This window comes from Crocinitomicaceae bacterium (assembly GCA_016708105.1).
GTDB lineage: Bacteria > Bacteroidota > Bacteroidia > Flavobacteriales_D > Crocinitomicaceae > JADJGJ01.
In genome coordinates, this window is record JADJGJ010000001.1 from 730,250 (window position 1) to 756,240 (window position 25,991).

General features: G+C 37.1%; 21 protein-coding genes and 1 pseudogene. 14 read left to right on the forward strand and 8 right to left on the reverse strand.

From position 1 onward, the window contains the following. Nucleotides 1–19: 19 nt before the first annotated feature. From rny to IPH66_03090, 3 genes and pseudogenes are all read left to right on the forward strand, one after another. Nucleotides 20–1,561: a ribonuclease Y gene (gene rny, locus IPH66_03080; GenBank protein ID MBK7128335.1), complete on the forward strand. Its 1,542-nt coding sequence runs from the start codon at nucleotides 20–22 to the stop codon at nucleotides 1,559–1,561. Next, nucleotides 1,551–2,237 carry a class I SAM-dependent methyltransferase gene (locus tag IPH66_03085; GenBank protein MBK7128336.1) on the forward strand — a complete coding sequence of 229 codons (687 nt, stop codon included), beginning with the start codon at nucleotides 1,551–1,553 and terminating at the stop codon, nucleotides 2,235–2,237. Before rny ends, IPH66_03085 begins: the two co-directional genes overlap by 11 nt. Nucleotides 2,238–2,501: 264 nt before the next feature. Then, nucleotides 2,502–3,709: pseudogene (locus IPH66_03090) on the forward strand (IS4 family transposase). 84 nt (nucleotides 3,710–3,793) lie between these two features. Here the strand turns inward: IPH66_03090 and IPH66_03095 are convergent. Further along, complete coding sequence (locus tag IPH66_03095; protein ID MBK7128337.1) at nucleotides 3,794–4,693, reverse strand: NAD(P)/FAD-dependent oxidoreductase; 900 nt, start codon at nucleotides 4,691–4,693, stop codon at nucleotides 3,794–3,796. A 69-nt stretch (nucleotides 4,694–4,762) separates the two neighbouring features. Between IPH66_03095 and IPH66_03100 the strand changes: the two genes are divergently transcribed. The 11 genes from IPH66_03100 (at nucleotide 4,763) to IPH66_03150 (ending at nucleotide 19,546) form a co-directional block, all read left to right on the forward strand. After that, nucleotides 4,763–5,728 carry an SDR family NAD(P)-dependent oxidoreductase gene (locus tag IPH66_03100; protein MBK7128338.1) on the forward strand — a complete coding sequence of 322 codons (966 nt, stop codon included), beginning with the start codon at nucleotides 4,763–4,765 and terminating at the stop codon, nucleotides 5,726–5,728. A 211-nt stretch (nucleotides 5,729–5,939) separates the two neighbouring features. After that, complete coding sequence (locus tag IPH66_03105) at nucleotides 5,940–7,301, forward strand: hypothetical protein (protein MBK7128339.1); 1,362 nt, start codon at nucleotides 5,940–5,942, stop codon at nucleotides 7,299–7,301. A 72-nt stretch (nucleotides 7,302–7,373) separates the two neighbouring features. Further along, nucleotides 7,374–8,624, forward strand: coding sequence for an oligosaccharide flippase family protein (locus tag IPH66_03110; protein MBK7128340.1), 1,251 nt, complete (start codon nucleotides 7,374–7,376; stop codon nucleotides 8,622–8,624). Continuing rightward, on the forward strand, nucleotides 8,621–9,523 hold the full coding sequence (locus tag IPH66_03115) for a hypothetical protein (protein MBK7128341.1): 903 nt from the start codon (nucleotides 8,621–8,623) through the stop codon (nucleotides 9,521–9,523). Before IPH66_03110 ends, IPH66_03115 begins: the two co-directional genes overlap by 4 nt. A gap of 105 nt (nucleotides 9,524–9,628) precedes the next feature. Beyond that, on the forward strand, nucleotides 9,629–10,831 hold the full coding sequence (locus tag IPH66_03120) for a hypothetical protein (GenBank protein ID MBK7128342.1): 1,203 nt from the start codon (nucleotides 9,629–9,631) through the stop codon (nucleotides 10,829–10,831). Next, complete coding sequence (locus IPH66_03125; protein ID MBK7128343.1) at nucleotides 10,824–11,852, forward strand: glycosyltransferase; 1,029 nt, start codon at nucleotides 10,824–10,826, stop codon at nucleotides 11,850–11,852. The genes IPH66_03120 and IPH66_03125 overlap by 8 nt, the downstream gene beginning before the upstream one ends. Next, nucleotides 11,849–13,099, forward strand: coding sequence for an O-antigen ligase family protein (locus tag IPH66_03130; GenBank protein MBK7128344.1), 1,251 nt, complete (start codon nucleotides 11,849–11,851; stop codon nucleotides 13,097–13,099). The genes IPH66_03125 and IPH66_03130 overlap by 4 nt, the downstream gene beginning before the upstream one ends. Beyond that, on the forward strand, nucleotides 13,096–14,313 hold the full coding sequence (locus tag IPH66_03135; protein ID MBK7128345.1) for a glycosyltransferase family 4 protein: 1,218 nt from the start codon (nucleotides 13,096–13,098) through the stop codon (nucleotides 14,311–14,313). The genes IPH66_03130 and IPH66_03135 overlap by 4 nt, the downstream gene beginning before the upstream one ends. A gap of 58 nt (nucleotides 14,314–14,371) precedes the next feature. Continuing rightward, entirely contained in the window at nucleotides 14,372–15,580 is a 1,209-nt protein-coding gene (locus IPH66_03140; protein MBK7128346.1) for a DegT/DnrJ/EryC1/StrS aminotransferase family protein, read from the forward strand. A gap of 37 nt (nucleotides 15,581–15,617) precedes the next feature. Next, the gene (locus IPH66_03145) at nucleotides 15,618–16,205 is read left to right on the forward strand and encodes a sugar transferase (GenBank protein MBK7128347.1); all 588 of its coding nucleotides are present in this window, start codon (nucleotides 15,618–15,620) and stop codon (nucleotides 16,203–16,205) included. A gap of 200 nt (nucleotides 16,206–16,405) precedes the next feature. Next, the gene (locus tag IPH66_03150; protein ID MBK7128348.1) at nucleotides 16,406–19,546 is read left to right on the forward strand and encodes a SprB repeat-containing protein; all 3,141 of its coding nucleotides are present in this window, start codon (nucleotides 16,406–16,408) and stop codon (nucleotides 19,544–19,546) included. Nucleotides 19,547–19,620: 74 nt separating this feature from the next. On the opposite strand, the gene IPH66_03155 is transcribed toward IPH66_03150, so the two are convergent. The 7 genes from IPH66_03155 to IPH66_03185 form a co-directional block, all read right to left on the reverse strand. Continuing rightward, nucleotides 19,621–20,427: a hypothetical protein gene (locus IPH66_03155; protein ID MBK7128349.1), complete on the reverse strand. Its 807-nt coding sequence runs from the start codon at nucleotides 20,425–20,427 to the stop codon at nucleotides 19,621–19,623. Nucleotides 20,428–20,546: 119 nt separating this feature from the next. Next, the gene (gene groL, locus IPH66_03160; GenBank protein MBK7128350.1) at nucleotides 20,547–22,202 is read right to left on the reverse strand and encodes a chaperonin GroEL; all 1,656 of its coding nucleotides are present in this window, start codon (nucleotides 22,200–22,202) and stop codon (nucleotides 20,547–20,549) included. Nucleotides 22,203–22,230: 28 nt separating this feature from the next. Further along, on the reverse strand, nucleotides 22,231–22,497 hold the full coding sequence (locus IPH66_03165; protein MBK7128351.1) for a co-chaperone GroES: 267 nt from the start codon (nucleotides 22,495–22,497) through the stop codon (nucleotides 22,231–22,233). Between the two features lie 165 nt (nucleotides 22,498–22,662). Then, nucleotides 22,663–23,001: a preprotein translocase subunit SecG gene (gene secG, locus IPH66_03170; protein ID MBK7128352.1), complete on the reverse strand. Its 339-nt coding sequence runs from the start codon at nucleotides 22,999–23,001 to the stop codon at nucleotides 22,663–22,665. Between the two features lie 8 nt (nucleotides 23,002–23,009). Beyond that, entirely contained in the window at nucleotides 23,010–24,149 is a 1,140-nt protein-coding gene (locus tag IPH66_03175) for a hypothetical protein (protein ID MBK7128353.1), read from the reverse strand. Next, complete coding sequence (locus IPH66_03180; protein ID MBK7128354.1) at nucleotides 24,146–24,703, reverse strand: hypothetical protein; 558 nt, start codon at nucleotides 24,701–24,703, stop codon at nucleotides 24,146–24,148. Before IPH66_03180 ends, IPH66_03175 begins: the two co-directional genes overlap by 4 nt. Nucleotides 24,704–24,742: 39 nt before the next feature. Then, nucleotides 24,743–25,987, reverse strand: a complete 1,245-nt coding sequence (locus tag IPH66_03185; GenBank protein MBK7128355.1) for a sigma-54-dependent Fis family transcriptional regulator — start codon at nucleotides 25,985–25,987, stop codon at nucleotides 24,743–24,745. Between the last annotated feature and the right edge of the window lie 4 nt (nucleotides 25,988–25,991).

Genomic DNA, 25,991 nt, shown 5'->3' on the forward strand with positions numbered 1-25,991 from the left:
TTTATTTAATTTTAAAACTATGGATCTGATAAGCATACTCATTGGTGCCGGTGCCGGAATAGTGGCGGGTATCGTGATCATGGTGCTTCTCTCCAAAACAGCGCTCAAAGCAAAAACCGAGGCAATACGGAAAACAGCTGAAGACGAAGGAGAAGCCATCAAAAAAGACAAGATTCTTCAGGCTAAGGAAAAATTCCTGCAACTGAAAGAAGAGCATGAAAATGCAGTGCGTTCAAGAGAGCGAACAATTCAAAGTGCCGAAGATAAAATCAAGGCAAAAGAAAAAAATCTCAATCAAAAAACTGAAGAAACCAACCGCAAAAGCAGTGAGTTGGATAATCTGAAAAAAGAAATTGCATCGCAATTAGAGGCCATTGAGAGTAAAAAAGCTGAAATTGGAAAGTTGCATCAGAAACAAGTTACTGAGCTTTCAAAAATTTCCGGTCTTTCACCTGAAGATGCTAAAAAACAAATGATGGAAGCCATCAAAGATGAAGCGCGTACCGATGCAATGGCTTATATCAAAGAGATTGTTGATGAGGCCAAAATCAATGCCACACGTGAAGCTAAAAAAATTGTGGTACAATCTATACAGCGGGTTGCTACTGAGCAGGCTATTGAAAATTCTGTTTCTGTTTTCAATATTGAGAACGATGAAATGAAGGGTCGTATCATTGGTCGTGAAGGACGTAACATCAGAGCTCTAGAGGCTGCTACAGGAGTTGAAATCATTGTAGATGACACACCTGAGGCAATCATTCTCTCATGTTTTGATTCTGTAAGACGTGAAATTGCCCGTTTGTCATTGCATCAATTAGTTTCTGATGGTCGCATTCACCCGGCACGCATTGAAGAGGTGGTAGCAAAAACCAAACGACAACTTGAAGAAGAAATTATTGAAACCGGTCGTCGCACGTGTGTTGATTTAGGCATTCATGGCTTGCATCCTGAATTAATGCGCATGATTGGTCGCATGAAATATCGCTCATCGTATGGGCAAAATTTATTGCAACACAGCCGCGAGGTTGCCAATTTATGCGCCATCATGGCATCAGAACTTGGACTCAATGCCAAGGTTGCAAAACGTGCCGGTTTATTGCATGATATTGGAAAAGTACCTGATGATGAACCTGAATTGCCACACGCAATTTTAGGTATGAAGCTGGCTGAAAAGTATGGTGAAAAAGCAGATGTGTGCAATGCCATAGGTGCTCACCACGATGAAATTGAAATGACCTCCATGATCTCACCTATTGTACAGGTATGTGATGCCATCTCAGGAGCTCGGCCAGGTGCGCGGCGTGAAATTGCTGAATCATATATTAAGCGGATTAAAGAGCTTGAAACTATTGCTCTCAATTTTGACGGAGTGGTTCAATCTTACGCCATTCAAGCCGGACGCGAGTTACGCGTGATGGTAGAAAGCGAAAAAGTAAATGATCAGCGTGCTGAAGAATTATCCTTCATCATCTCTCAAAAAATCCAAAATGAAATGACCTATCCGGGTCAGGTAAAAGTTACGGTAATCAGAGAGAAGCGAGCGGTTAACTATGCTAAGTAGGTTGGATAAAGAGCATATAAATGATATCATCCGGTGGGATGTAAAAAACTGGAAAAATGCGCTACCTTTTTGGGAAGCGCATTTTTCAATTAAACCCGGAATGCATGTGCTGGTGCTTGGAGACAGAGAAGGAGGTTTGAGTTTGTATTTTGCTTTAAAGGGGTGTGTTGTCACGTGCACCGAATTAAAATCTCCGCTTGAAGAAGCGAAAATAATTCATCAGAAATATGGTTTGTCTGAAGTGATAACCTATGAAAAGGCTGATATGTCACAATTGCAATATCATGATGCACAGTTTGATATTGTTGCATTTAAATCAGTGATTGGTGCATTGACTGAAAGTGAATCTCAGACCGGCGCTATCAATGAAATGAAGAGGGTACTCAAAACCGGGGGAGCAATATTATTTGCAGAGAATTCAAGTGGAAGTATAATGCACAAAATATTGCGCAGAAAATTTGTCAAATGGAGTAAGTATTGGAAGTACAATTCGGATAAAGATTTTTCAACGTGGCAAAAAAAGTTCTCCTCAGGTTCAATAAAAAAATACGGATTCTTTGGATTGTTTGGCAGAACTGAAAAACAAAGAAATATTTTGGGTGTTATTGATGCAGCTATTTGTAGAATGTTGCCTCCCTCATGGCGCTATATATGCTTTGGTTTTTTTATCAAATAGACATTCCTGATTTTAGCTGGAAATAAATCCCGTGCATAAGATCTGTTGATCGTAAAACATTGATTGATGCATTGTGTTGTGCCAGTTTATTTAATGATTCATCAGAAAGATAATACGTAGGATAAACAAATGTATCTGCTTTAAATATTTTAAATGTTTTGTCTATAATTTTTCACTACTGTCCGATAAAAAAAATTTAAAAGCGGGATTTCCATAACAGATTTCCCGCTTTAGTGTAATTTGGTTTTGACGAACTAAATACACATGAATAAAAGTAACTACTTTTTTGGACAGTCGGTTTTCGGACAGCTGATTTCTTTAATTGACCCAACTCTTGTAAGCAGAGTGGTTAAGAACCGTAACTCTGATTATTATACCAAACGATTTGACACATCTGATCACTTAATCAGCATGTTGTTTTCAACTTTCGCCAATTGTTCATCGTTGCGAGAGGTTGCCGGTGCTATGCTTGGGCTCAAAGGAAAGACAAATCATTTTCAGTTAAAAAACATTCCGCACAAAAGCACGTTGAGTGATGCAAATGCTCGAAGGAGTCATGAGGTTTTTCAAGAGATTTATTATTTATTGTACAAAGAGTACTCAGGGGTTATCTCGGACAGCCGAAAACAATATGTATGGGAACAAAGGGTGGAAATTATTGATTCAACAACTATTTCATTGTTTCGTGATTTATTGAGCTGTGTTGGCAGAAAATCCTCCAATGGCAAAAGAAAAGGAGGCATAAAAGTACACACTCAAATTAATCTTCAGGAACAGGTTCCAAAACTGATTTGGTTTTCATCAGCGACAACACACGATAAAAAATTCCTTAAAAAACTTAAGCTGGAAAAAGGCAAAATAGCTGTGTTTGATAAAGGATATAATGATTATAAAACCTTTGATGAATTCACACAAAACAACATCTATTTTGTCACCAGACTAAAATCAAATGCAACCTATGAATTGGTTGTAGAAAATGATATTCCCAGCTATATTGACGCAGGTGTATTGAAAGATGAAATTATAAAAGTTGAAGTCAAAGACAACGGAAAATATCTCAAAACTACTGAACTCAGAAGAATTGCTTACTGGGATGACGAACACAAAAGATGCTTTGAATTTATAACCAACATACAAGGGATGAACGCAGGACACATCGCACTCATTTACAAAAAACGATGGCAAATTGAATTACTTTTCAAACAGCTCAAACAAAACTTTCCGCTAAAATATTTTTTAGGCGACAATGAGAATGCAATCAAAATTCAGATTTGGTGTACGCTAATAGTGAATCTGCTGTTGACCGTTATCCACAAAAAATTAAACGAAAATGGGCTTTCTCTAATCTGGCCAACTTTTGCAGACTGCATCTCTTCAATTACATTCATCTGATCAAATTTCTAGAAAATCCAGAAAAAGATTGGCTAGTTGAAATAGATCCACAACTTCAATTCGAATTTAGTTCAGCCTGAAAAGAGGGGGCTTACTTTTGAAATACAAGGCTTTTCATACGCAACCATGCGGGTTTTGAAAGGGTTTTTACGTACTTTTAGTTTTTATCGGACAGTAGTGATAATTTTTAATTTGAGAAGAAGTTCATGAATTTTATTTTCAATATCTGTTTCGTGCATTTTGTTAAAAGCATTTTCGTGAATACCCACCAGTAAAAGATTTTCTTTGTAATGTGTTTGATAAGAGATATCCGTAATGCGGTGAACAACCGGATGATTGGTCATGCGCAGATATGAAATTTTTTGTTTTGCCGGTTGATTGAGTGAGATCAGAAAGTGTATATATTTCACGGGGCTTGCAGTAATTTCATATTCTTCGGTTGATGTAGTCAATTTTTTTATCTGTGAAACAGACGTGAGAAAAATTTTGTCGAATTCAACCAAATGTCCATTGATGGATAGCGATGGTTTAGTCTGCAAGTTTATCAGATCAATAGTTGAGTTTAATTGAATTTGAATTGCCGGAAAATCTTTTATTTTTTCTACCAGTTGGTTAACTAAAATGCCTGAACCTTTCTCAGGGTAATGGTTTTTTTTATTAAAAATTTTGAAGTTAATTGCCGGATCATTTTTAAGATTGCGTATAGCTTTCCAGTTTAATTTAAGTAAATATCGACCAAATACTGAATACGATTTGAGGGTATTATGCCATGAGTATGGAATGCGCAGTTGTTTGCCAGAAAATTGAGGTGAAGGGCGCATGGGTTTGAGTACTATCCCAAGATGAGTTTGAATGAATTGATAAACAGAGGGGACATAGGACCAGATATGACAACCACATTCAATTTCATGTCCTTCAGGAGAGCGTTTTGTTTGCCATGATCCACCGGGCTTTTCAGCCATGTCATAGATGACAATTTCAGCTTTTGGATTTTGTTTTGCTATAGATATTGCCTTGAGCAACGATAAGGGGCCGGCGCCAACAAAGGCAATTTTTAATTTCATAATATTCTTTATTCTCTGAGGTAGTTCAATTTTAGTAACTTTGCGGCATTCTTGCTCCAAATATACTGCGTGGAAAAAACAGAAACAATTTTAGTTACAGGAGGTGCCGGGTTCATTGGCTCAAATTTGTGTAATCATTTGATTTCTGAAGGATATAGGGTGCGCTGCTTAGATAACCTTCTTACTGGAAAGCGTGAAAATATAAAACATTTACTGGATCATCCGTTTTTTTCTTTTATAGAGGGAGATATAAGAGATTTCTCAATTTGTAAGACGGTGATGAAGGACGTGGATAAAGTATTACACCAAGCTGCCTTAGGGTCTGTACCTCGTTCAATTGAAAACCCAATACCTACTAATGAAATTAACTGTCAGGGTTTTTTAAATGTGATTACTGCTGCAAAAGAAGAAGGGGTTAAAAGGTTCATTTATGCATCGAGCTCATCCGTGTATGGTGATTCATCAGCAAGCCCAAAATCAGAAGAAAATCTTGGAAAGCCTTTGTCGCCCTATGCGGTTTCAAAGCTTACTAATGAACTTTATGGTAGAATTTTTCATACTCTATATGGGACTGAAACTATTGGGTTAAGATATTTCAATGTATTCGGTTTAAATCAAGATCCAAATGGGCAGTATGCTGCTGCTATTCCAAAATTTATTCATCTGTTGAAAGAGGGAAAATCTCCGGTGGTATTTGGAGACGGAAACCAAACCCGTGATTTTACCTACGTGAAAAATGTGGTGAATGCCAATATGCTGGCTTTACATACTGAGAATAAATCATGCTATGGTAAAATGTATAACGTTGCTTGCGGATATTCTCAAACGGTGAATCAGGTGATTGCACAGATTAAAAATGTGCTCACATCCTGCGGCTATGATTTTTCTGCAGTTCAAACAGAGTATCGTGATGAGCGCAAAGGGGATATACTAAACTCACTTGCATCCATTGATTCTATTCGTCATGATTTGAATTATAAGCCAATCTATACCTTTGATCAGGGAATTGCCGAGTACATCCGGCAAACGTGTTGAGTTTGTTTTACGTGATGGTCAGTGTGTTGTGTCCATTATTTTCTTTGGCTTGTTTATTGATTGAGAATACATAGGGTATTGCGCACATCAGGTTGTTAGTTATTAGTTGCAAGCTATGTAACCATTGATTAACATCTTGCTTATGTTTGAGTAACTTTTGATTAATACACTCAAAAAAAATTGTTGACAGCAACTTCTCAACAAATAAAGTATGCCAAAAAAAGAAAATCTACTTCACTTGTTCAGCACTCAAAAGTCTATTGAATTTTTCTACATTTCATTTTTGGTATTACTTCCATTTGGTGCGTTTTTTATACCGGTTTCAATTGGCTTGATGACGCTCTATCCACAACTGATTTGTCTACTTCTTTTATGTGCTGTTGCATTGATGAATTTTAATAAACTGGAGAAAGGTCTATCAAAGCGTTACCTATGGTTTTGTTTGATTTGGCTTGGCTATGCGCTGGTATTCATTCCATTTGTAAAAAGTGTTCCGGATGCAATCATTGATATACGCAGTTTAATCATGATGTTTTTAACGAGTTTAGGATTTGTCTTTGTGAAAAATCGCTCGGGTTTTGAAAGATGGCATCAAATCACACTGACCTTGTTTAAAATGATTTTCTTTTTCATTTTCGTGGTGTCTCTTTTTGAAATGCTGGCAGGCATTCACATGCAGGGTGCATTCACAACAAAAATTATTGAAAGAGGTATCATTGATCAATTAGTTTACACCCCGGTTTTTTTACTTGATAATCCTAATACGGTTTTCGTTTATCTTTTACTTTTTGGAATGCTGATTATTATTATGGAACCTGTATCACCGGCTAAAAAGTGGTTGAAGTGGTTTATTTTATTAGCATGCTTCATTGTATCATACGTAAGTTTTGCACGCATAGGGAATCAAATTTGTCTCTTTATTGCCTTGTGTATGGCAGTATTTGATATCGTAAACTATTTGAAGAAAAAAAATCTTAATACACGCTATCCACTGATATTTATGATTGCAGTTGGCGCTATTGTGTTTATTCCAATGGAAAAGTATTATGGTCCTATCTGGAAGTTTAAAGAAACCGGAAAAGAACTTGATAATATGAATGAAATGATTTCCATGTCTCAGATTTCCAAACAGAATAAGATTGAAATGAACTCTAATAAAATTCGAGTTGCTTTGATAAAAAATGGATTGGATTATACCTTGCAAAGCAGACTGATTGGTATTGGTCCTGGTCAGTTCAGATATAAGGAGCGCACAAATGATAAAAAATATTATACAACAACAGTAGAGGGCCCACATTTTTGGTTTATAGAAATAGTTAGTCAATATGGTATCCTTATTTTTTTAGGTTACTTATTTTTTCTCTGGATGATTTTTTTCAATGCTGTCAAGCAAGTTAAAAAAGATGCCGAAAAATCATTTTATATTATTTTGTCTTTGTTTGTTTTCTGCGCTATATCGGTGATGCCAAGTGCATTTTTAATTCTGGATATTAACTGGATTTTTATCCTAACCTTAATAATTTTGGTAAGTGAATATCAGAGTTCGAAACCAATTACAGGCATAAAAGTTTGATACGATAAACTAATTTTACTGGTTTACGTAGAACAAACGCGCGATTTTGCTAATTGCAATGACGTAAATAGGGTGGCACAGAATAAATCTTTTTCAAAAAACTTTCTTATTCTTTTTTCAGGAAATGGAATTGGACAGTTGTTGCCTATTCTTTTTGCTCCAATTATTGGTCGCTTATTCACTGAAGAAGATCAAGCCATTCAAGCCAATTTTCTTGCCATTGTTGGTTTAATTTCTATTATTTCAGGGGGTAGATATGAAAAGGCTTTTGTACTTCCGGCTGAAAAATCTAAAGCCATGAATTTATTTGGTCTGGCTTCCAGAATTACTATCGTATTAAGTGTTTTGTCACTTGGGTTTTATTTTTTCAGAGATCAAATTGACACTTTGTATGAAAATGGTAAAATGGCAGATTACATGATTTTTGTATTTGTTGCCGTGCCAATTTATGGGTTCACAAATATTCTCAATGATTGGTTGGTGAGGGCAGGCCTTTACAAATCAATCACTACAAGTGGTATTGCAAGATCGGCCTTTGTGAGTTTATTCAGCGTGTTATTTGGGTATTTATCATTTGGGGCATCCGGTCTCATTTTTGGGGCACTCATTGGAATGTTTGTCTCTGTTGTCATGATGTTTATTTCAGCGCGAGATAGCCTTGAGTTTAATTTGATTTCCAAATCAGGCATGCGTGATGTTGCAAGTGAATACAGAGATTTTCCATTGATTAATTCAGCTCATGCTTTCACTGATATTTTGTTCGGTCAATTTATTCTCTATTTGGTGATGACTCGTGAGTACGGTCTTGCTGAGTTTGGTTTGTTTGCCATGATGACAAAATATTTGGGGGCAAGCATGAAATCTGTTGGAAATTCAGTGGGTCAATTGTATTATAAAGAAGCAAGCGATTTACATGCCGCCGGAAAAATTGTACAACCTGTTTTTTTCAGATCGGTTAAATTAGTTTTATTGTTTGCCGTTCCTCTTTTAATTCTTATTCTATTGGCAGGCCCTGTATTATTTGAATGGTATCTTGGTCCGCGATTTTATGAATCAGGTGTGATAGCGCAGATTATGATTTTTCCGATGTTCATCAATTTTGTCGTGTCGCCGGTAAGTGGTACCCCTCTCATTTATCGCAAACAAGGAATGGCTTTTGCTTTCAGTCTTGTTGCTTATATTTCAGGTATTGCGGTAATCATGTGGGGAAGTTTATCAGGCTTAGAGTTCTATGATACCCTAAAATTGTACGCTGCAGTTCAAGCAGTATATTACATTTGGTTATTCATCTGGTATTATTCTTTAATCCGTTCGTCACGATGAGAATTCTATTCACCGGTTTGCCTTATTTTGGAAAAAATCTGGTAAGTGATCTCAACCGGATTGATCCGGATAATCAATATATTTTTTGTGATACGTATTACTCCATAAGCGGTAAAATTAAATTTGCCTTGCTCGTCAGATTTGCTGATCGGGTAGTATCATTCAACGGTGCTTCTTCAAAAAGCAAAGCGCTTGATCTTGCATTGAAGTATAAAAAGAAATTAATTATGCAGTGGCATGGTTCTGATGTTTTGACTTTGCAATCAGGTATCAAAAATGGAACCGTAGAAAAAAAATATATCGAACATGCTGTATCAGCAACCGATGCTTCATGGCTGCAACACGAATTGATTGAAGCAGGTGTGAAGGCTAGTCTGCATCCGTTTAAATATGTTGAAGCAGGTTCATCCGGTGCATCATTTAAATCCAAATCTGTATTATCCTATTTGGGTGAAGGGCAAGAAAAATTTTACGGTATTGATTACATTCTTGAACTGGCTGTGAAATATCCCGACATCCATTTTCATTTAACCGGCACAAAAGGTAACGCTGTTAATGCGCCAACTAACGTGCATTTTTATGGCTGGGTGTCTAAGGCGGTGATGCAATCTCTTTTGAATGAACATCCAATTTATCTTCGCTTAACTGAGCATGATGGTTATTCTCTTTCAGTGATGGAGGCCATTGCTAACGGGAATTATGTGATCTGGAATCAACCACACGTGCGTGTTTTCGTTGCAAAAAATTCTGATGAACTAATAAATATTTTTCAGCAAGTCTTGCTTTCTTTTGATCAAAATCAAGGTGCCAGATTGGATGAAAATATCACATGGGCGAAAGAGCATTTAGATAAAACAAAAATTCTTCAGGCGTACTCTCAGTTTCTTAAAACATGTTGATATAGGCTGATGAAATTGTTTTGCGAATTGGATACAGGGAGAGAATAGCAGAGATTTGGCTAACTTTGAAAATAAAAATTGGCTCACGAAAAAAAACATATAGTATTGATAACAGCGTGGTACCCGCCTTTACAGAGTGTTGCGGTGAACCGAATGAGTGCGTTTGTAAATTATCTCGACAAAAATAAATTTTCAATTTCAGTAATTACATCAGGTACCGCTGAGGTTCATGGAGAAACCTTTGAAGGGACAATTCACGTTTTTCGTATTAAACCAAAAACAGGTTTTTGGAAACCAAAATTTAATACGGCTGATTCAAAATTGGTGCATTATTCTAAAGTTGCCCGCAATGTGATGTACCATCGGCTATTTAGTCATGCGGATAAAGACTGGATAAAAGAAGCTGTTGATGGGTTAAAAAAATTGCATAAAGGACAAAAAATTGATCTGGTGATCAGTTCATTTTCACCGGTTGAACCACATTTGGCCGCACTAGAATTTTGTAATGTAGAAAGCGAGGTTAAGTGGATTGTTGATATGCGCGATGAGATGAGTCAGAATCCGCAGGATGATCCCAAAATCAGAAAAAAATATGCACTCATTGAAGCAGCAATCAGCAAACGCACAAATGCTCTTATTTCTGTTAGTGAACCCATTGTTGATTATTTTAAACTAAGTGTGCCCGGGTTAAAACACTATCTGGAAATTCGGAATGGATACGATCATGAAATGCCTTCATTAGAATATAATTTTAATGATGAGTTTACCATGCTGCATGCGGGTAGCTTTTATGGTGTCAGAAAACCTAATACCTTATTCGCTGCGCTGGAAAATCTTGATCGTAAAAATTTATTGCCTCAAAATTGGAAGATGATTTGTGCAGGTGCCTCACATAATTTCAGCATTCCAGCAAAGTTCAAAGATCATGTTCAAATTATTGAACGGGTTCCGCAAATAAAAAGTATTGAGTTGATGGCAAGGGCTGATCTCAATTTACTTATACAACCTCCAACGGGTCGAAAAGGAATTTTTACCGGAAAAATTTTTGATTATCTTTCTGTTGGCAAACCGATACTTGCTATTGCAGATAACGATGATGTTGCAGCGCAGTTAATTCAAAACATGCACGCCGGTTTTTGCGCAAATTTTAATGATTTAGCTGATATTGAAAAAAGTTTAGTGCAAGCAATAGACATGTGGAAAAATAAGATTCCTTCAAATATTGATCAGGAGGAAATTAAAAAACTGCATCGCAAATATCAGGTTGAAAAATTACAAGCGTTAATTGAACAAGTTATTCATGAGTAAAAAATTGCTTGTCATAGGGTCTGATTCTCCACACGTGATTAGGTTCATGAATCTAGTTAATCATTATTTTTCTGAGATAGTTTATGTTGGTGAGCAAAATTTGCAATCGGATATTCCTATTCGTCAATATGCCATCAGTGTGAGTTCATCAAATCCTTTACGAATTAAAACTAATTACCAAAAATTAAAGCGTGTTATCTTGGATGAAAAAGCAGATGTGATTCATGTGCATCAGGTGAATCGTCTGGCTTATGCAACTGCACGTATCTGTAAAAATACTGGTTTAAAATATATTGTCACGGCATGGGGAACTGACGTTTTAGTTATGCCCAATCGAAATGCATTGTACCGTTATTTGGTAAAATATGTATTGCGAAATTCTTTTTGTGCAACCGCTGATTCAGGTGAGATGATAAGTGCCATCAACAAATTGGCATCAGGTATCCAAACTGATCTTGTGTTTTTTGGAATTCAACCTATTCAAAGCCTACATAAAGAGAATATTATTTATTCAAATCGGTCACTCTACGCTTTGTACAATATCACAAGAGTAGTAGATTTATTTAACGACTTTTATCAATCACATAAGGATTGGAAATTAGTCATTGCGGGAAGAGGAGATGAGCTAGAAAGTTTGAAGAAGAAAGCGCAGGAATTTGGGTTGAATGGGGTGGTTGAATTTGTTGGTTGGCAAAATGCAGAACAGAATAATGTTTGGTATGGCAAAGCCAAAATCTACATATCAATTCCTGTTTCTGATGGTACTTCAGTGAGTTTGTTAGAAGCAATGTCTGCAGGATGTATTCCTGTGGTATCTGATTTGCCTGTATCACATGAATGGATCAATGATAATGAGAATGGTATTATCACAAATTTTAAAGACAATCCATTTGAACGTGCTCTAAAACTTGATGTATCAATTGTTGCTGAAAAAAATGCCAGGATAATACAGGAAAAAGCAACTGCTGAAATTGCTTCAAATGCATTTGTTTCTTTGTATCGTTCACTGATTATAGAATGATAAATAGTATAAAAAAAAATATTGCAGAAATTGGCTGGATGATCTTTGTATTCACTCTGGTTGCCTGCGGATATTATACTTCTCCGGCAATTGGGGTTTTGATTGTATCTATTGGATTAGATTGGATACTAAACAAGAATTTCAAGTTTGTCTTTAGTCAGATAAATTTTTTGTTTATTCTGCTATTCATATTTTATGCTTTGAGTTTGTTATGGTCTGAAAACCCTGAAACCGGGGGTAAATTGCTTGAATACAAAATGTCTTTTTTTGTTTTTCCAATTCTACTTTTTTTCCAGAAGTCAACGTTGAATTTTCGGTTTCTGATTGTCGGATTTTTGTTTGGGTCAATCGTTCTGATGCTTGAGCTTTTAGTCCCTTATTGGATGGGATATGAGCAATCATTGTATGAAACTTCACGTAGATGGGCAAATTTACACCCAACTTATGCTGCTACTTATCTTTGCATAGCAGGAATAATTTGTGTTTTAATTGCTGCTAGAGTTAATACTTCTTGGCAAAAGTGGCTTGCAGTAGTTGGTTTTTTCTCTATCTGTTTTGTGATTTATATGATCGGTTCTTTTGCCGCAACTCTTTTTACCGGAATCATGATTCTTGCCCTCGTTGCGTACTTATTTTCTCTCAGGACAAACCGCTGGATCGCGATTTTAATTCTTGTTGTCTGTATTCCTGTTTCAGCTTTAATTTTCTACAATTCAAAAAAGTTCAGCTACGATATTGAAGTATTAAATGAAACTTATCGGGAACTAAAAATGGGAAAAGCTGAATTCATGCGTATAAATCAACTTAGTGATGCAGGCACAAAGCATAGATTACTTTTATGGATGGTTTCGTTTGAAATCATTGCTGAAAATCCAATACTTGGTGTTGGTTTAGGTGATATGGACGATGAAATAAGTGAAAAGTGCGAGGAGCATCAACTTGAGGTTCTACAAAAAAGTCAGATGAATCCACACAATCAATTTCTTCAAATTGGGATTGATTTAGGTTTGTCCGGCCTCGTTTATTTTCTTTTGTTGATTTTTCTTATTGGCCGACATGCAATTGCTAATACTAATCATCTTTTGTTATTACTCCTTTCTTGTCTCATTTTCAATTCCTTTTTTGAATCAGTTTTGCAAAGACAGCAAGGCATAGTTTTTTTTACATCACTGATATCACTTTTAATTGTCTATTCTGAAAATTGGAAAAGTAATTTAAACCTGAAACTAATTTTTGCCCGTAAATGAAATTATTAATTCTAACACAATATTTTCCGCCGGAAACCGGTGCCCCGCAAAATCGGTTATACGAATTGGCCAGACGATTGAAAGAAAACGGTGTTGAAGTAGAAATTCTCACGGCATTGCCTAGTTATCCGAAGAATGAAATTTATGAAGGATACAGAAATTGTACGGAAATGACTGAAATTCTTGATGGAATTTTGGTGCATCGAACCTCTATTTATGTGACAACATCAAAAGGCATAGTTGAGCGATTGAAAAATTATTTTTCTTTTGTAAGATCATCACGAAAGTATGGAAAGAACCTGCACCCTTTTGATTTTTTATTGTGTGAATCTCCTCCGTTATTTCTAGGATACAGTGCTATTTATCTTTCAAAGAAATTAAAAGCAAAATTGATATTCAATGTCTCAGATTTATGGCCTGAAAGCGCAGAGAAGATGGGAGTTGTCAACAACAAGTTTCTTTTGAAATTAGCTTATGGATTAGAGGCTAAGTGTTATAAAAAATCTTTTTTAGTTACCGGTCAAACACAAGGTATCGTTGCCAATATAAAAAAAAGATTTCCTGCTGTGAAGGTGCATTGGTTACCTAATGGTGCTAAAATGGAAAATTTTGATGAAGCAAATATTTCAACCATTGATTTCAGAAGTAAAAATGGAATCGAAAGGAGTGATCTTGTCTTTTTTTATGGAGGTATTATCGGTCATGCTCAAGGATTAAAGATTATTCTGGATGCAGCCGCTCAATTTCTTGACAAAAAAATAAAATTTGTCATCATGGGAAGTGGGCCAGAAAAAGAGGCTTTAATGCAATATAAAAATGACCATGGGTTGCATAACGTTATCTTCCCTGAACCAGTGGGAAGAACTCAGATGCAGGCTGTACTCAGTGAAATTGATATTGCCTTGATTCCTTTGAGGAAACTTGATATTTTTACCGGAGCAATTCCCTCAAAAATATTTGAAGCCCTTGCAATGAAAAAGCCATTGCTTTTAGGTGTAAATGGTGAAGCTTGTGAACTATTCATTAATCAGGCAAATGCTGGATGGCATTTTGAGCCTGAAAATTTAAACGACCTGTGTGAAAAAATCAGACAGATAGGTGATGATCCATCAAAAATAAGAGATTACGGAATAAATGGCAGGAATTTTGTTTCTCAGAATTTTGATCGAAATAGAATTGCAGATGACTTTCTTAAATTACTTTCTGCAACTTGAATTCAAGTTTGATTAACGTTGCAATAAAAAGAGATATTATCTTTACAAAAAACAATCTATGCTCCCCTTCTCACCACCGCGTATTGATCAAAAAACAATTGATGCTGTTACCAAAGTTTTACTTTCTGGTTGGATTACGACAGGGCCAACTACCAAAGAATTTGAAAAAAAAATTACTGAATATATCGGCTGTCGCAAAACTATTTGTTTCAATTCTGCAACTGCCGGAATGGAATTGGTGCTGCGTTGGTTTGGTGTGAAAGAAGGAGATGAAGTGATTGTGCCCGCATACACGTATTGTGCAACGGCTAATGTAGTTTTGCATTGTGGAGCCAAACCGGTGATGGTGGATATTGATCAAAAAGATTTTAATATTTCAGTAGCGGAAATTAAAAAGCATATCACGCCTAAAACTAAAGTGATTATTCCGGTTGATATTTCTGGTTGGCCTGCGGATTATGATGAAATCAATGCTTTGGTTACTGATCCTGAAATTCAAAAAATGTTCACACCACAAACTGATGAGCAAAAGAATCTTGGACGCATCCTCGTCATGTCTGATGCTGCCCATAGCATCGGGGCTACTTTGCATAGCAAAAGGCATGGCAGCACAACCGATGTATCTGTGTTCTCATTTCACGCAGTAAAAAATTTAACCACTGCTGAAGGTGGTGCTGTTTGTCTCAATCTTCCTGCACAATTTGATTGTGATGCAATTTACACTGCGCTCAATATAAAATCACTTCACGGACAAAGTAAAGATGCACTAGACAAAACAAAAGGAACCTGGCGGTATGATATTCTTGAACCCGGCTACAAATGCAATATGATGGATATTCAAGCTGCAATTGGAATGGTTGAACTGGGTAGGTATGATGAAAATTTGGAAAGACGAAAAAAAATCTTTGACTTTTATAATCAAACTTTCAGCAAATACAACTGGGCTATCTTACCTGCTTATAAAGATGCGGTAAAAGAAAGTTCGTATCACTTATATCTATTGCGTATTAAAGGGGCAACTGAAGCGCAACGTGATTTGATTATTCAAAAAATTACTGAAAAAGAAATTTCTGTAAACGTACATTTTCAACCGCTACCATTACTCACTGCATACAAAACAAGAGGATATCAGATGGATAATTTTCCTGAGGCGTGGAATAAATATCAGAATGAAATAACCTTGCCTGTTTATTTTGATTTGACTGATGAAAATTTGCAAAACGTTGCCAATGCAGTGATAACCTCAGTTGAAGAAATCATGAAATAATTTTTCACAACACACATGAACTTTTGGCATGTATCCAATCAGCAAAAGAATATTTGATATTGTTTCATCTCTTTTGATGCTCGTGATCTTGTCATGGCTTTTTCTTTTCATTGCAATCTGGATTTTGCTTGACAGCCGCGGTGGAATTTTTTATAAGCAAGAAAGAGTAGGCCTGATGGGTAAAAATTTTCATCTGCTCAAATTCAGATCCATGCGCAGTGGTGCTGATAAATCTGGTCAGCTAACTATTGGTAATGACAATCGTGTAACTCGTGTCGGTCGTTTCATACGTAAAACAAAACTGGATGAATTCCCCCAACTTTTAAACATCATCAAAGGAGATATGAGCGTTGTGGGTCCTCGCCCGGAAGTTCCAAAGTATGTTGCACTTTACACTGAAGAACAGAAAAAAGTTCTTTCTGTAAGACCGGGTTTGACTGATTATGCATCTCTTCAATATTTTGATGAACAACGCATTTTAGGAGCTTCTTCTGATCCTGAAACTACCTATGTGAAAGAAGTTATGCCTGAAAAAATTCGTCTTAGCCTAAAATACGTTTCCGAACGGTCTTTTTCTGTGGATATAAAACTCATATTCAAAACAATAGCCAGAATTTTTCGTTGATTTCCGAACGTATTTTTCTCTTAAACGTTTAGTCACCAATCAATCTTTACCACTTCTGATTTAAATCGAGTAATTGGTCGAAATTTATTGACTTAACCAGCCAACTATTTGTAATTTCCCAACGTTAAGCATTTGAAGAAGAACGAAGGGAAACCCAACCTTCACGAAGGGAAGAAAAAACTGCAAGATAATATCGTTGTATGGCATTCAAAATCAAATCATTCGTTGCGCTGGTTCTATTTATCAGTGTAAATTATAATTCAAACTCTCAGGTCATCAATCTTGGTACCGGTGCAAACGTTCATACTACTACTCAATCATCTCCTGTCAATATTTGGTATCGGCGTTGTGTTAATCAAACAGTGTATACCGTTTCTGAGTTGAATGCTGCTGGAATTACCGGTCCGGCAACCATCAGACAATTGGCGTACTACGTTACGCAAGCTCCTGTTTATGCTATTCCCGGATATACCATTTCTATGAAACACACTTCTGCCACCAATGCAAGTGGAAATTTAGAAGGAGGTTATACGGTTGTTAAAAATGCATTCTCCTATACGCCAACTGCTGGTGGGTGGGATTATTTGGCTTTAGACACTCCATTCAATTGGAATGGTACACAAAATATTGTCGTAAGAATTTGCTGGTCACAAGTGCAACCGAATTACAATGCATCCGGTCAGTGCCGGGTTTACAATACATCTCAAGGATATAAATATCGCTGGGATGATAATTCAGGAGGAGCGTGTGGATTAGTGCCAAACACTACTAACACAAACAAACCTCAGATCAGTTTTATTTTTGACACGCTCACTGTTTGGACAGGTGCACAAAATTCAAATTGGAATGTGGCAAATAACTGGACAAAAGGAATTCCAAATCAATTTATGGATGCAAAAATTCCTGCAGGCACTCCAAATAATCCAAACATCAGCAGCAATGTTTCATGTGATGAATTAGTTCTTGAAGGACAACTCACGCTCGCAGCAAATGGTACCTTGAATATTTATAGTCACTTCGCTAATTCTGGAACCTTTGTTGACAATGGTGGCACTACCGTGATGAAAGGAAAAAGTCCGAGTAATATTTCAGGTACAATGACTATTTCAAATCTGCGTATTGAAAATTCTTCTGGTACTTCTGTTACTTCTGGTGCACTAACTATTGGAACTGAATTGCAGGTAAATAAATCTCATTTCAATACCGGCAACGCGGTCATTTTGAAATCTGATGCAGTTGGTACTGCACGTATTGCTGAACTGAAAACGAGTTGTGATTATACACTTACCATGAACGATTCGTATGGTGATGGTTGGAATGGTGGTTACCTAACAGTGCTTGAAAATGGCGTTTCAATTGGAACATTTGCTGCATCCGGTTATGGCACTGTGGCTGGTTTTACAGTTAGTAGTGGTTCTACCGTTACAATTAATTATACAGCCGGATCATGGGAAAGTGAAAACTCTTTTTCTCTGCAAGATGCTTTTGGAACTACTATTTATTCTGACGCCGCTCCTATTTCTTCGGGTACAGTATACTCAGGCACAGCAACCGGGCCATGGGCTGATTTAATTTCTGGTTCAATCTCAATGGAAAGATACATTGATGCCGGTGAAACGTATTGGAGAAATTTTTCTTCTGCTGTAGAAAATGCAAACGTTGGTATGTACCTGGATGATTTTGTCACGGCTGGTTTTCCTGGTTCTCCATGGCCAAGTTTTCCATTCAATTCAATTTATACTTATGATGAAACCCTTGGACCCGGAGATGGCTGGGTAGGATGTACCGGCACATCACAAATTATGGGGGTTGGTGAAGGATTTTATGTTTGGTGTGGTGATACCATTACCGGTACTGATCCGTTTACACTTGACTTGAATGGTAAACCAAATCAAGGTCCAATTTCTCTCCCGGTTTCGTTTACAAATTATGGAATGACAGATGAAGATGGTTGGAATATGGTTGGTAATCCTTATGCATCTACGATTGATTGGGATTCTCCTAACTGGACCAAAACAAATATCGCCGATGCAATTTATATTCAAGATCCCGACAATCAGCAATACGCCGCTTACGTTAGTGGTGCAGGCACAAATGGTGGTACTCGTTATATCGCTTCACAGCAATCTTTCTGGGTGTATGCAAGTGCTGCTTCTCCTGTGCTAACGGTATATGAATCTTGCAAATCAAATGTTGATCAGGCATTTTTTAAAACAGGGAATTATTCTCCGGGAATGACAATTCGTATTGAAGGAAATGGGTATACTGATGAAACCGTTATTAGACATGTTGATGGTACAAATGATGCGTACGAAATAAATTTTGATGCTGTTGAACGTTGGGGTGGATGGGGTGAAGTGCCGCAACTGAGCGTAGTAAATAATGATCAGATTGACTTCACTATTCATTCATTTGATTTGGGTACGCAAGATTGGGTTGTACCTGTAAGAGCCTGTGTTTTTCAAAACGGAACGTACAATCTTGTTTTTGAAAATACAAGTGAATTAGATGTTGCTTGTTTGCGTTTGGAAGATACTTATACCGGTTTAATGTATGATATTTCTGAAGGAACTTCATTTCCTTTTGATATGTCAGACACTACATGGAATGCAAGATTTTTATTGCATATCGGAAAAAAATATCCTGCTGAAAATTCTTCTGCAGTATGTTACGGAGCTGAGAATGGTGAATTTGAAATCAACTTGTACAATTCAGCCAATTTTGACTATACCTTGAGTGATGGCACCAATATTATTTCAGGAAATGCCATGGGTGATCCTTTAGTCATTTCTGATTTATCTGCAGGAAATTATACGTTGGAAATCCCTTCACTGACTAATGTGTGTGATCAACAAGTGTTTTCATTTACCATTGGTCAGCCTGATGAATTGAGTATTGCTGAACAAATCACAGATGAAGTGAATGGCCAAGATGGAAGTATTGAAGTAAATGTTTCAGGCGGCACAGCTCCTTATCTATATTACTGGAACAATGGTTCAACAAATCAAAATCTCTTCAACTTAACTGAGGGAGAATACACACTTGAGATCACTGACCAGAATGGATGCATGGCAGAAGAATATTTTATTGTTGGTTCGTATGTAGGTGTTGAATCTGATGAAGCGGTTGTGAGATTTGTTTACATTCCACAAATGAATATAATTCAGATTCTAGGCACAGATGAAGTCTTTTATCTAATCAACTCAGCCGGACAACAAATTGCCATTGGCCAATCTCAAACCGGAAATCAAACCAAAGAAATTACGCTGCCTGCTGATTTGGCAAGCGGTGTGTATATTCTGCGTTCTGAAAATTCTCAATTTAAATTTGTGAAGCAATAAGGTGAGCTTGCTAATTGTAGACTAGTCAACATTTACATCAAACTTTAAAAAAATTTGAAAGAATTGAATAAGGGCTATTTGTAACTAAACATTTTCTTTTCTAATACTTCCCCGTTCTGATCTTCAAAAATCACTTCATTGATTAACCCCTCAGTGGTATAGTGAATGCGCGTTATATTAGAAATTTTCTGTCCATCTTCACCTATCAGATTATTTTGGATTGAAGCAAGTTGTCCCTTGGCATCGTAGAGATAAATATCTTCTTCAGAAAAACCGGTGAGTGCGCTTACTTTTTTTAGTAGTTTACCTTCTTCAATAGTGTAAGTGGTTACACTGCCTCCGGGTGTTAGATCGGTTTGTATTACATCATTTCCACGGCGCTCAATTTTATAGATTACTGAATCTTTTGTTACCAATGTATCTTGTTCAACAGAGCCCATTCCAAGGTATTCTTTGGTTCTGATTTTTTCTTTACTCACTATGTACTGATCAAAAATGAAATAGTGATAAAAAGTATATGTGCGCAGGTTTCTTGAGTCAAAATCTGTTCTCTCATAACGGTAAATATTGTAGACAGAATCTAACTCATATTTGCCCATTGATTTTTTTCTGTCTTCCAAAATGAAAAACTCTGTGTAGATAATATTGAAGTTGATGCGGTCAGTATTTATTTTTCCTTTTTTATACGTTGCAGTATGTTCTTCAACTAAACCATATTGTTTTGAAGCACGATAGGTGACTATTTCCATGTTGGTGTAAATAGATTTCATGAAAAGAGACAAGCTGCTTGAGTTGAGAGATGAGTACAGATCTGAATCAATTTCCTGCGCTTCCATTTCAGCGCAGCTCAGCAGCAATATAAAGACAAATATATTTTTCACGTGATCAATAATTATTGACAGAAAGATAAAAAAAAATCCCGGAATCTGATAGTTGATTCCGGGATATATGTAGTCGCTCTATTTTATCATCCAACATGATCAGACGGAAAAACAGATCGTCAGGAAAGGCAATTATTACACATCATTCCGCCCATTCCGCCCATTCCGCCGCCGCCCATTGGCATAGCCGGTTCCGGTTCAGGGATGTCACCAATCACACATTCGGTAGTCAAGAACATAGAAGCAATAGATGCTGCATTTTCAATAGCAATGCGTGTTACTTTGGTTGGGTCAATGACACCGGCATCAAATAAATCTTCAAAAACTTCAGTTCTTGCGTTGTACCCGAAGTTGCCTTTACCTTCCATCACTTTTTGCACAACAACTGCTCCTTCACCTCCGGCATTAAGAACAATCTGACGTAAAGGTTCTTCAACAGCTCGTTTTACAATGAGAATTCCGGTTGATTCATCTTCATTGTCACCTTTCAATTTGTCTAATGCAGGGATGGTTCTGATTAAGGCTACACCACCACCGGCAACAATTCCTTCTTCAACGGCAGCACGGGTTGCAGACAGTGCATCATCAACTCGATCTTTTTTCTCTTTCATCTCAACCTCGGTAGCTGCACCAACATAAAGTACAGCAACTCCACCGGCTAATTTTGCCAAACGTTCTTGTAATTTTTCTTTGTCGTAATCAGATGTCGTTGATTCAATTTGCGCTTTGATTTGTCCAATTCTGGCTTTGATATCTGCTTTTTTGCCGGATCCGTTGATAATGGTTGTATTGTCCTTGTCAATATCAATTTTAGAACAAGTACCTAGCATGCTTATGTTTGCGTGTTCAAGGGTAAGTCCTGTTTCTTCTGAAATCACAGTTCCGCCGGTTAGTATCGCAATATCTTCTAACATGGCTTTTCTTCTGTCACCAAATCCAGGAGCTTTTACAGCAGCAATTTTTAATCCTGCTTTTAGTCTGTTAATTACTAAAGTTGCTAACGCATTGCCATCAACATCTTCTGCAATGATCAACAACGGACGACCTGATTGTGCAACCGGTTCAAGTACCGGCAATAATTCTTGAATATTAGAGATTTTTTTATCGTAAATCAAAATGTACGGATTGTCCATTTCAACAATCATTTTTTCAGCATTGGTCACAAAATAAGGAGAAAGATAACCACGGTCAAACTGCATTCCTTCTACTGTTTTTACCTCGGTTGCTGTACCTTTAGCTTCTTCAACGGTGATTACTCCTTCATTTCCAACTTTAGCCATCGCCTCGGCAATGAGGCCTCCAACAAACTCATCATTGTTTGCAGAAATGGTTGCTACTTGTTTAATTTTATCATTGTTTGAACCTATTTCCTGCGAGTTTTTCTTCAAGGTTTTTACAACGGTTTCAACTGCTTTATCAATACCGCGCTTCAAATCCATCGGGTTAGCTCCGGCGGCCAAATTTTTAAGTCCACCTGTGATAATTGCTTGTGCAAGCACTGTAGCGGTTGTAGTTCCGTCTCCGGCAATATCAGCAGTTTTTGAAGCAACTTCTTTTACTATTTGAGCACCCATGTTCTCAATAGAATCTTTGAGCTCAATTTCTTTGGCAACACTTACACCATCTTTTGTAATGATAGGTGCACCGAATTTTTTGCCAATAATTACGTTTCTCCCTTTTGGCCCCAACGTAATTTTTACCGCATTTGCCAATGCATCAACGCCTCTTTTTAAACGGTCACGCGCGTCAATGTTGAATAAAATTTCTTTTGCCATGTTTGTAATCTTTTTAAATGTTAATCAATTAAAGTATTCCGTAGATATCTGATTCACGCATGATGAGATAGGTTTTGCCTTCCATCTTTATTTCAGTACCTGAATACTGTCCATAAAGAACGGTGTCTCCTTTTTTAACGGTCATTTTCTCATCTGCTTTGCCCGGCCCCGCAGCAATCACTTTTCCTCTTAGTGGTTTTTCTTTGGCGGTATCAGGAATAATAATGCCGCTGGCTGTTTTTTCTTCTGCTGGTGCAGGTTCTATCAGAACCCGGTCTGCTAGTGGTTTTAACATATCGGTATAATTTAATTTTTTTGATTTTGGTTTACGCATGTTTTATGCCATCCCATTTTTTTTGTTTTTTCTGTGTCAAAATTTCTTGCTTTGATTTAATAGAGAAAAAAAAATGTCAGCATGAATGACACACTGACATTTGGCCTTTGATTATATTTTTAATTATTAGGGATTACCTGGCACATTGAATGGTTGTGCCGGTGCCGGTTGTCCTACATTATCGTCTACTGCATTTGGATCGGCTTCAATATCTGAAGGTGTTCCCTCGGTTGCTCCGCTTGTTTGAACTGCGTCTTTTGCCATGATAAGGCAAATCAGTGCAATACCTACAGCAAGTCCCCATGTGCCTTTTTCAAGAATGTCTGTTGCACGTTTTGCTCCGCCTAATTGTACAGCTGACCCAAAATCAGCATTTAATCCTCCGCCTTTTGGATTTTGAACTAATACAAATAGAATCAGACCAAGGCTGCCAAGTATGATAAGTACAGTAAATAGTGTTGTCATTGTGGTAATTATTTTGTTTGTTCTTCCCTGATTTTTTGAATCTGGGTTGCAAAGAAAGTCTTTTTTTCGGGATAAACCAAACTTAATTGCTCATAAGCTTTGATTGCTTTCACATAATTTTTTTGCAAAACATAGATTTTTGCCAGCGTTTCAGTTACCAATTCGGGTGATTCTTGTAGGCTTTCCTTGGCTTTTTTGGTTGGATTATAGAAACTTGCTTGGGGTTTTGAAATGCGAGGCTCTTCTTGAATGAATTTGTTCAGAATGGCATCCACATCTTTTCTGGTTAGCGTTCCTTTGCGTGCAGCTTCAGGCTGTTTTTCAACTTGAGTTTCTGCTTCTTTTTCCTGCGCAAGTTCTGTTGTATGTTCAGATTCTGATTTGTATGGTAATATGCCTTTTTGTTTGTAAATGAGCCACTCAATGAAAGTCAAATCGGCTAGATCAACTTTACTTTGTGGGAGTTCTTCCTGAGCTTCTGGTGTCTTGGCTGTAAGCGCCTCAGCAACAATTTCAGGCTCAGTTTCACTGTGATGTGCTTTCTCCTCGGTTTTTTGCTCTCTTATTTTTTCTTCTTCTGCCAGTTCTGCTTCATATACAATGCTTACCAAGTCTGGCGCAGTTTCTGTAATTGAAACATCTGTTGAAAACTCTGGTAATTTTTGATCTTCTTCAATTTGTTTTTCCTCCGTTTCAATTTTTATTTCTGGTTCGCTAGCTGAAATTTTTTGAGGCTCAAATTTTTCTTCAGGTTTGGTTTCTGTTAAGATATCTTTTTCACCTTCATGAATGATCTTTTCAGATTGCAGATTTTCTGTTTTTTCAGTTTCTGCAATATGTTCAATGTGTATTGATTGATTGTTAGGTTGTACAATTTCCAGTGATAATGGTGTTTTGTTCTGGTCAATTTTTTCGCCCGAATGAATGAGATGATACATTCTCTCTCTGTCTGCAACATAAGCAGCCGTATGATGTAATGCCTGATCAAAACCCAAATCATGTTGTTGCGCCAAGGCTTTTAAATAAATCAAGTGTAAGGTGCTGCTGTACGCAAACTTGTCACGTAAATTGATCAGTTCGGTCACATCCAGCTCACCGGCTTTTTCAGGCTGCCTGACAACATCTGCTATGATATCTGCATTGATCACCAGTTACTGCTTAATTTGTTGATGATATCTTGTGATAATTTATTATTGATGTCTTCAAGCAATGATTCTTCAACTGATGACAAATCCTGGTCTGCATTATAATCTGAGAATTGGCTGAAATTGCTTTCAAAACTTTGTTTCTCATCTTTGTTGTTTATAACCGCAACCTGAATACCCACGGTAAGTCTGTTCAATGCTGCAACTTCGTCTGATTGAACTGAAACAGGTGAGGTATTGTATTGAGAAATGACACCTGAAATTTCAATATCGGCATTTTGATTCACCAAATTTAATTTGCTTCTCGACAAAATAAAATTTTTCAGATAGTTTGTAAATGTCGCACCATAACCCGCCGGAGCATTGGATGCCTGTTCTTCAAAAATTTCTACTGAGAATGTATTGGCGTCAATACTTCCATCCAGCATAGAGTATTCAATTCTGCAACTTGTCGCAACTAAAACAAGGATCATAGACATCAAGGCAGCATGAACTGAGATTAATTTTTTTTTCAGTGGATGCATAGTTGCCTTTTTATTTTTTCTGAATGGTTTCATCTACCGATTTTGTTAACGACACTTTGATTTATCTATTGCTTAAAGGTTGTATTCTTTGATTTTTCTATATAACGTGCGTTCAGATATTCCCAAGTCTTGGGCTGCGTATTTTCGCTTGCCGCGGTGTTTTTCCAATGCTTTTTTGATCAGTTCTTTTTCTCTGTCTTCCAAAGAGAGAGATTCTTCTACTTCGGCATGAACTTCGTAATCTTGATTGTAATCTGATGAACCAAAATGTGGCGAAGCTTTTTCAACACGTATTGGTTCAGGCACTATAGATTCAACTTGAGGCGTAATATCACGATAAAGTTTATCAATGAGTTGTCTTTTTTCATCTCCTGCTAGGGTTTCAGCCGAACCATGTTGTAATAATTCAAGCACAATTTTTTTAAGATCAGTGAGATCTTTTCGCATATCAAACAACACCTTGTACAATAAATCACGCTCATTCAAATCACTGAATCCATCTCCTGTTTTTGCAATTGCCGGTAAAGTTGAATTGGAATAATCAGTAAGATAATTGCCTAATATTTCAGGTGTGATTTCTCTTTCACTTTCTATGACTGAGATTTGTTCTGTAATATTTTTAAGCTGTCTGATATTTCCCGGCCAGGCATAATGTGTGAGCATGTTCACAGCCGCTTCTGTAAGACGAATGGCGGGCATTCTATACTTCTCAGAGAAATCTACAGCAAATTTTCTGAACAGTAAATGAATATCCTCTGATCGATTTCTCAACGCAGGCAATTGAATAGGTACAGTACTCAAACGGTAGTAAAGATCTTCTCTGAATTTTCCACTTTGAACGGCCTTGAGCATGTTTTCATTAGTAGCTGCAACAACACGCACATTTGTTTTCATTATTTTTGATGAGCCCACCCGAATATATTCTCCGGTTTCTAAAACTCGCAATAATCTCACTTGAGTAGGGTGGGGGAGTTCTGCTACTTCATCCAGAAATATCGTGCCTTGATCTGCTACTTCAAAATATCCCTTGCGTTGATCATGTGCTCCGGTGAATGAGCCTTTCTCATGACCAAATAATTCGCTGTCAATAGTTCCTTCTGGTATGGCGCCACAGTTTACTGCAATGTATTGTCCATGCTTTCGTGAACTTAACTGATGAATGAGTTTTGGAATTACTTCTTTTCCTGTTCCGCTTTCACCGGTGATAAGTACGCTCATATCGGTTGGCGCCACTTGAATAGCCACGCTGAGTGCACGGTTTAATCCTGCAGAATTTCCTAAGATGCCAAATCGTTGTTTTATATTTTGTACGTCCATCTTA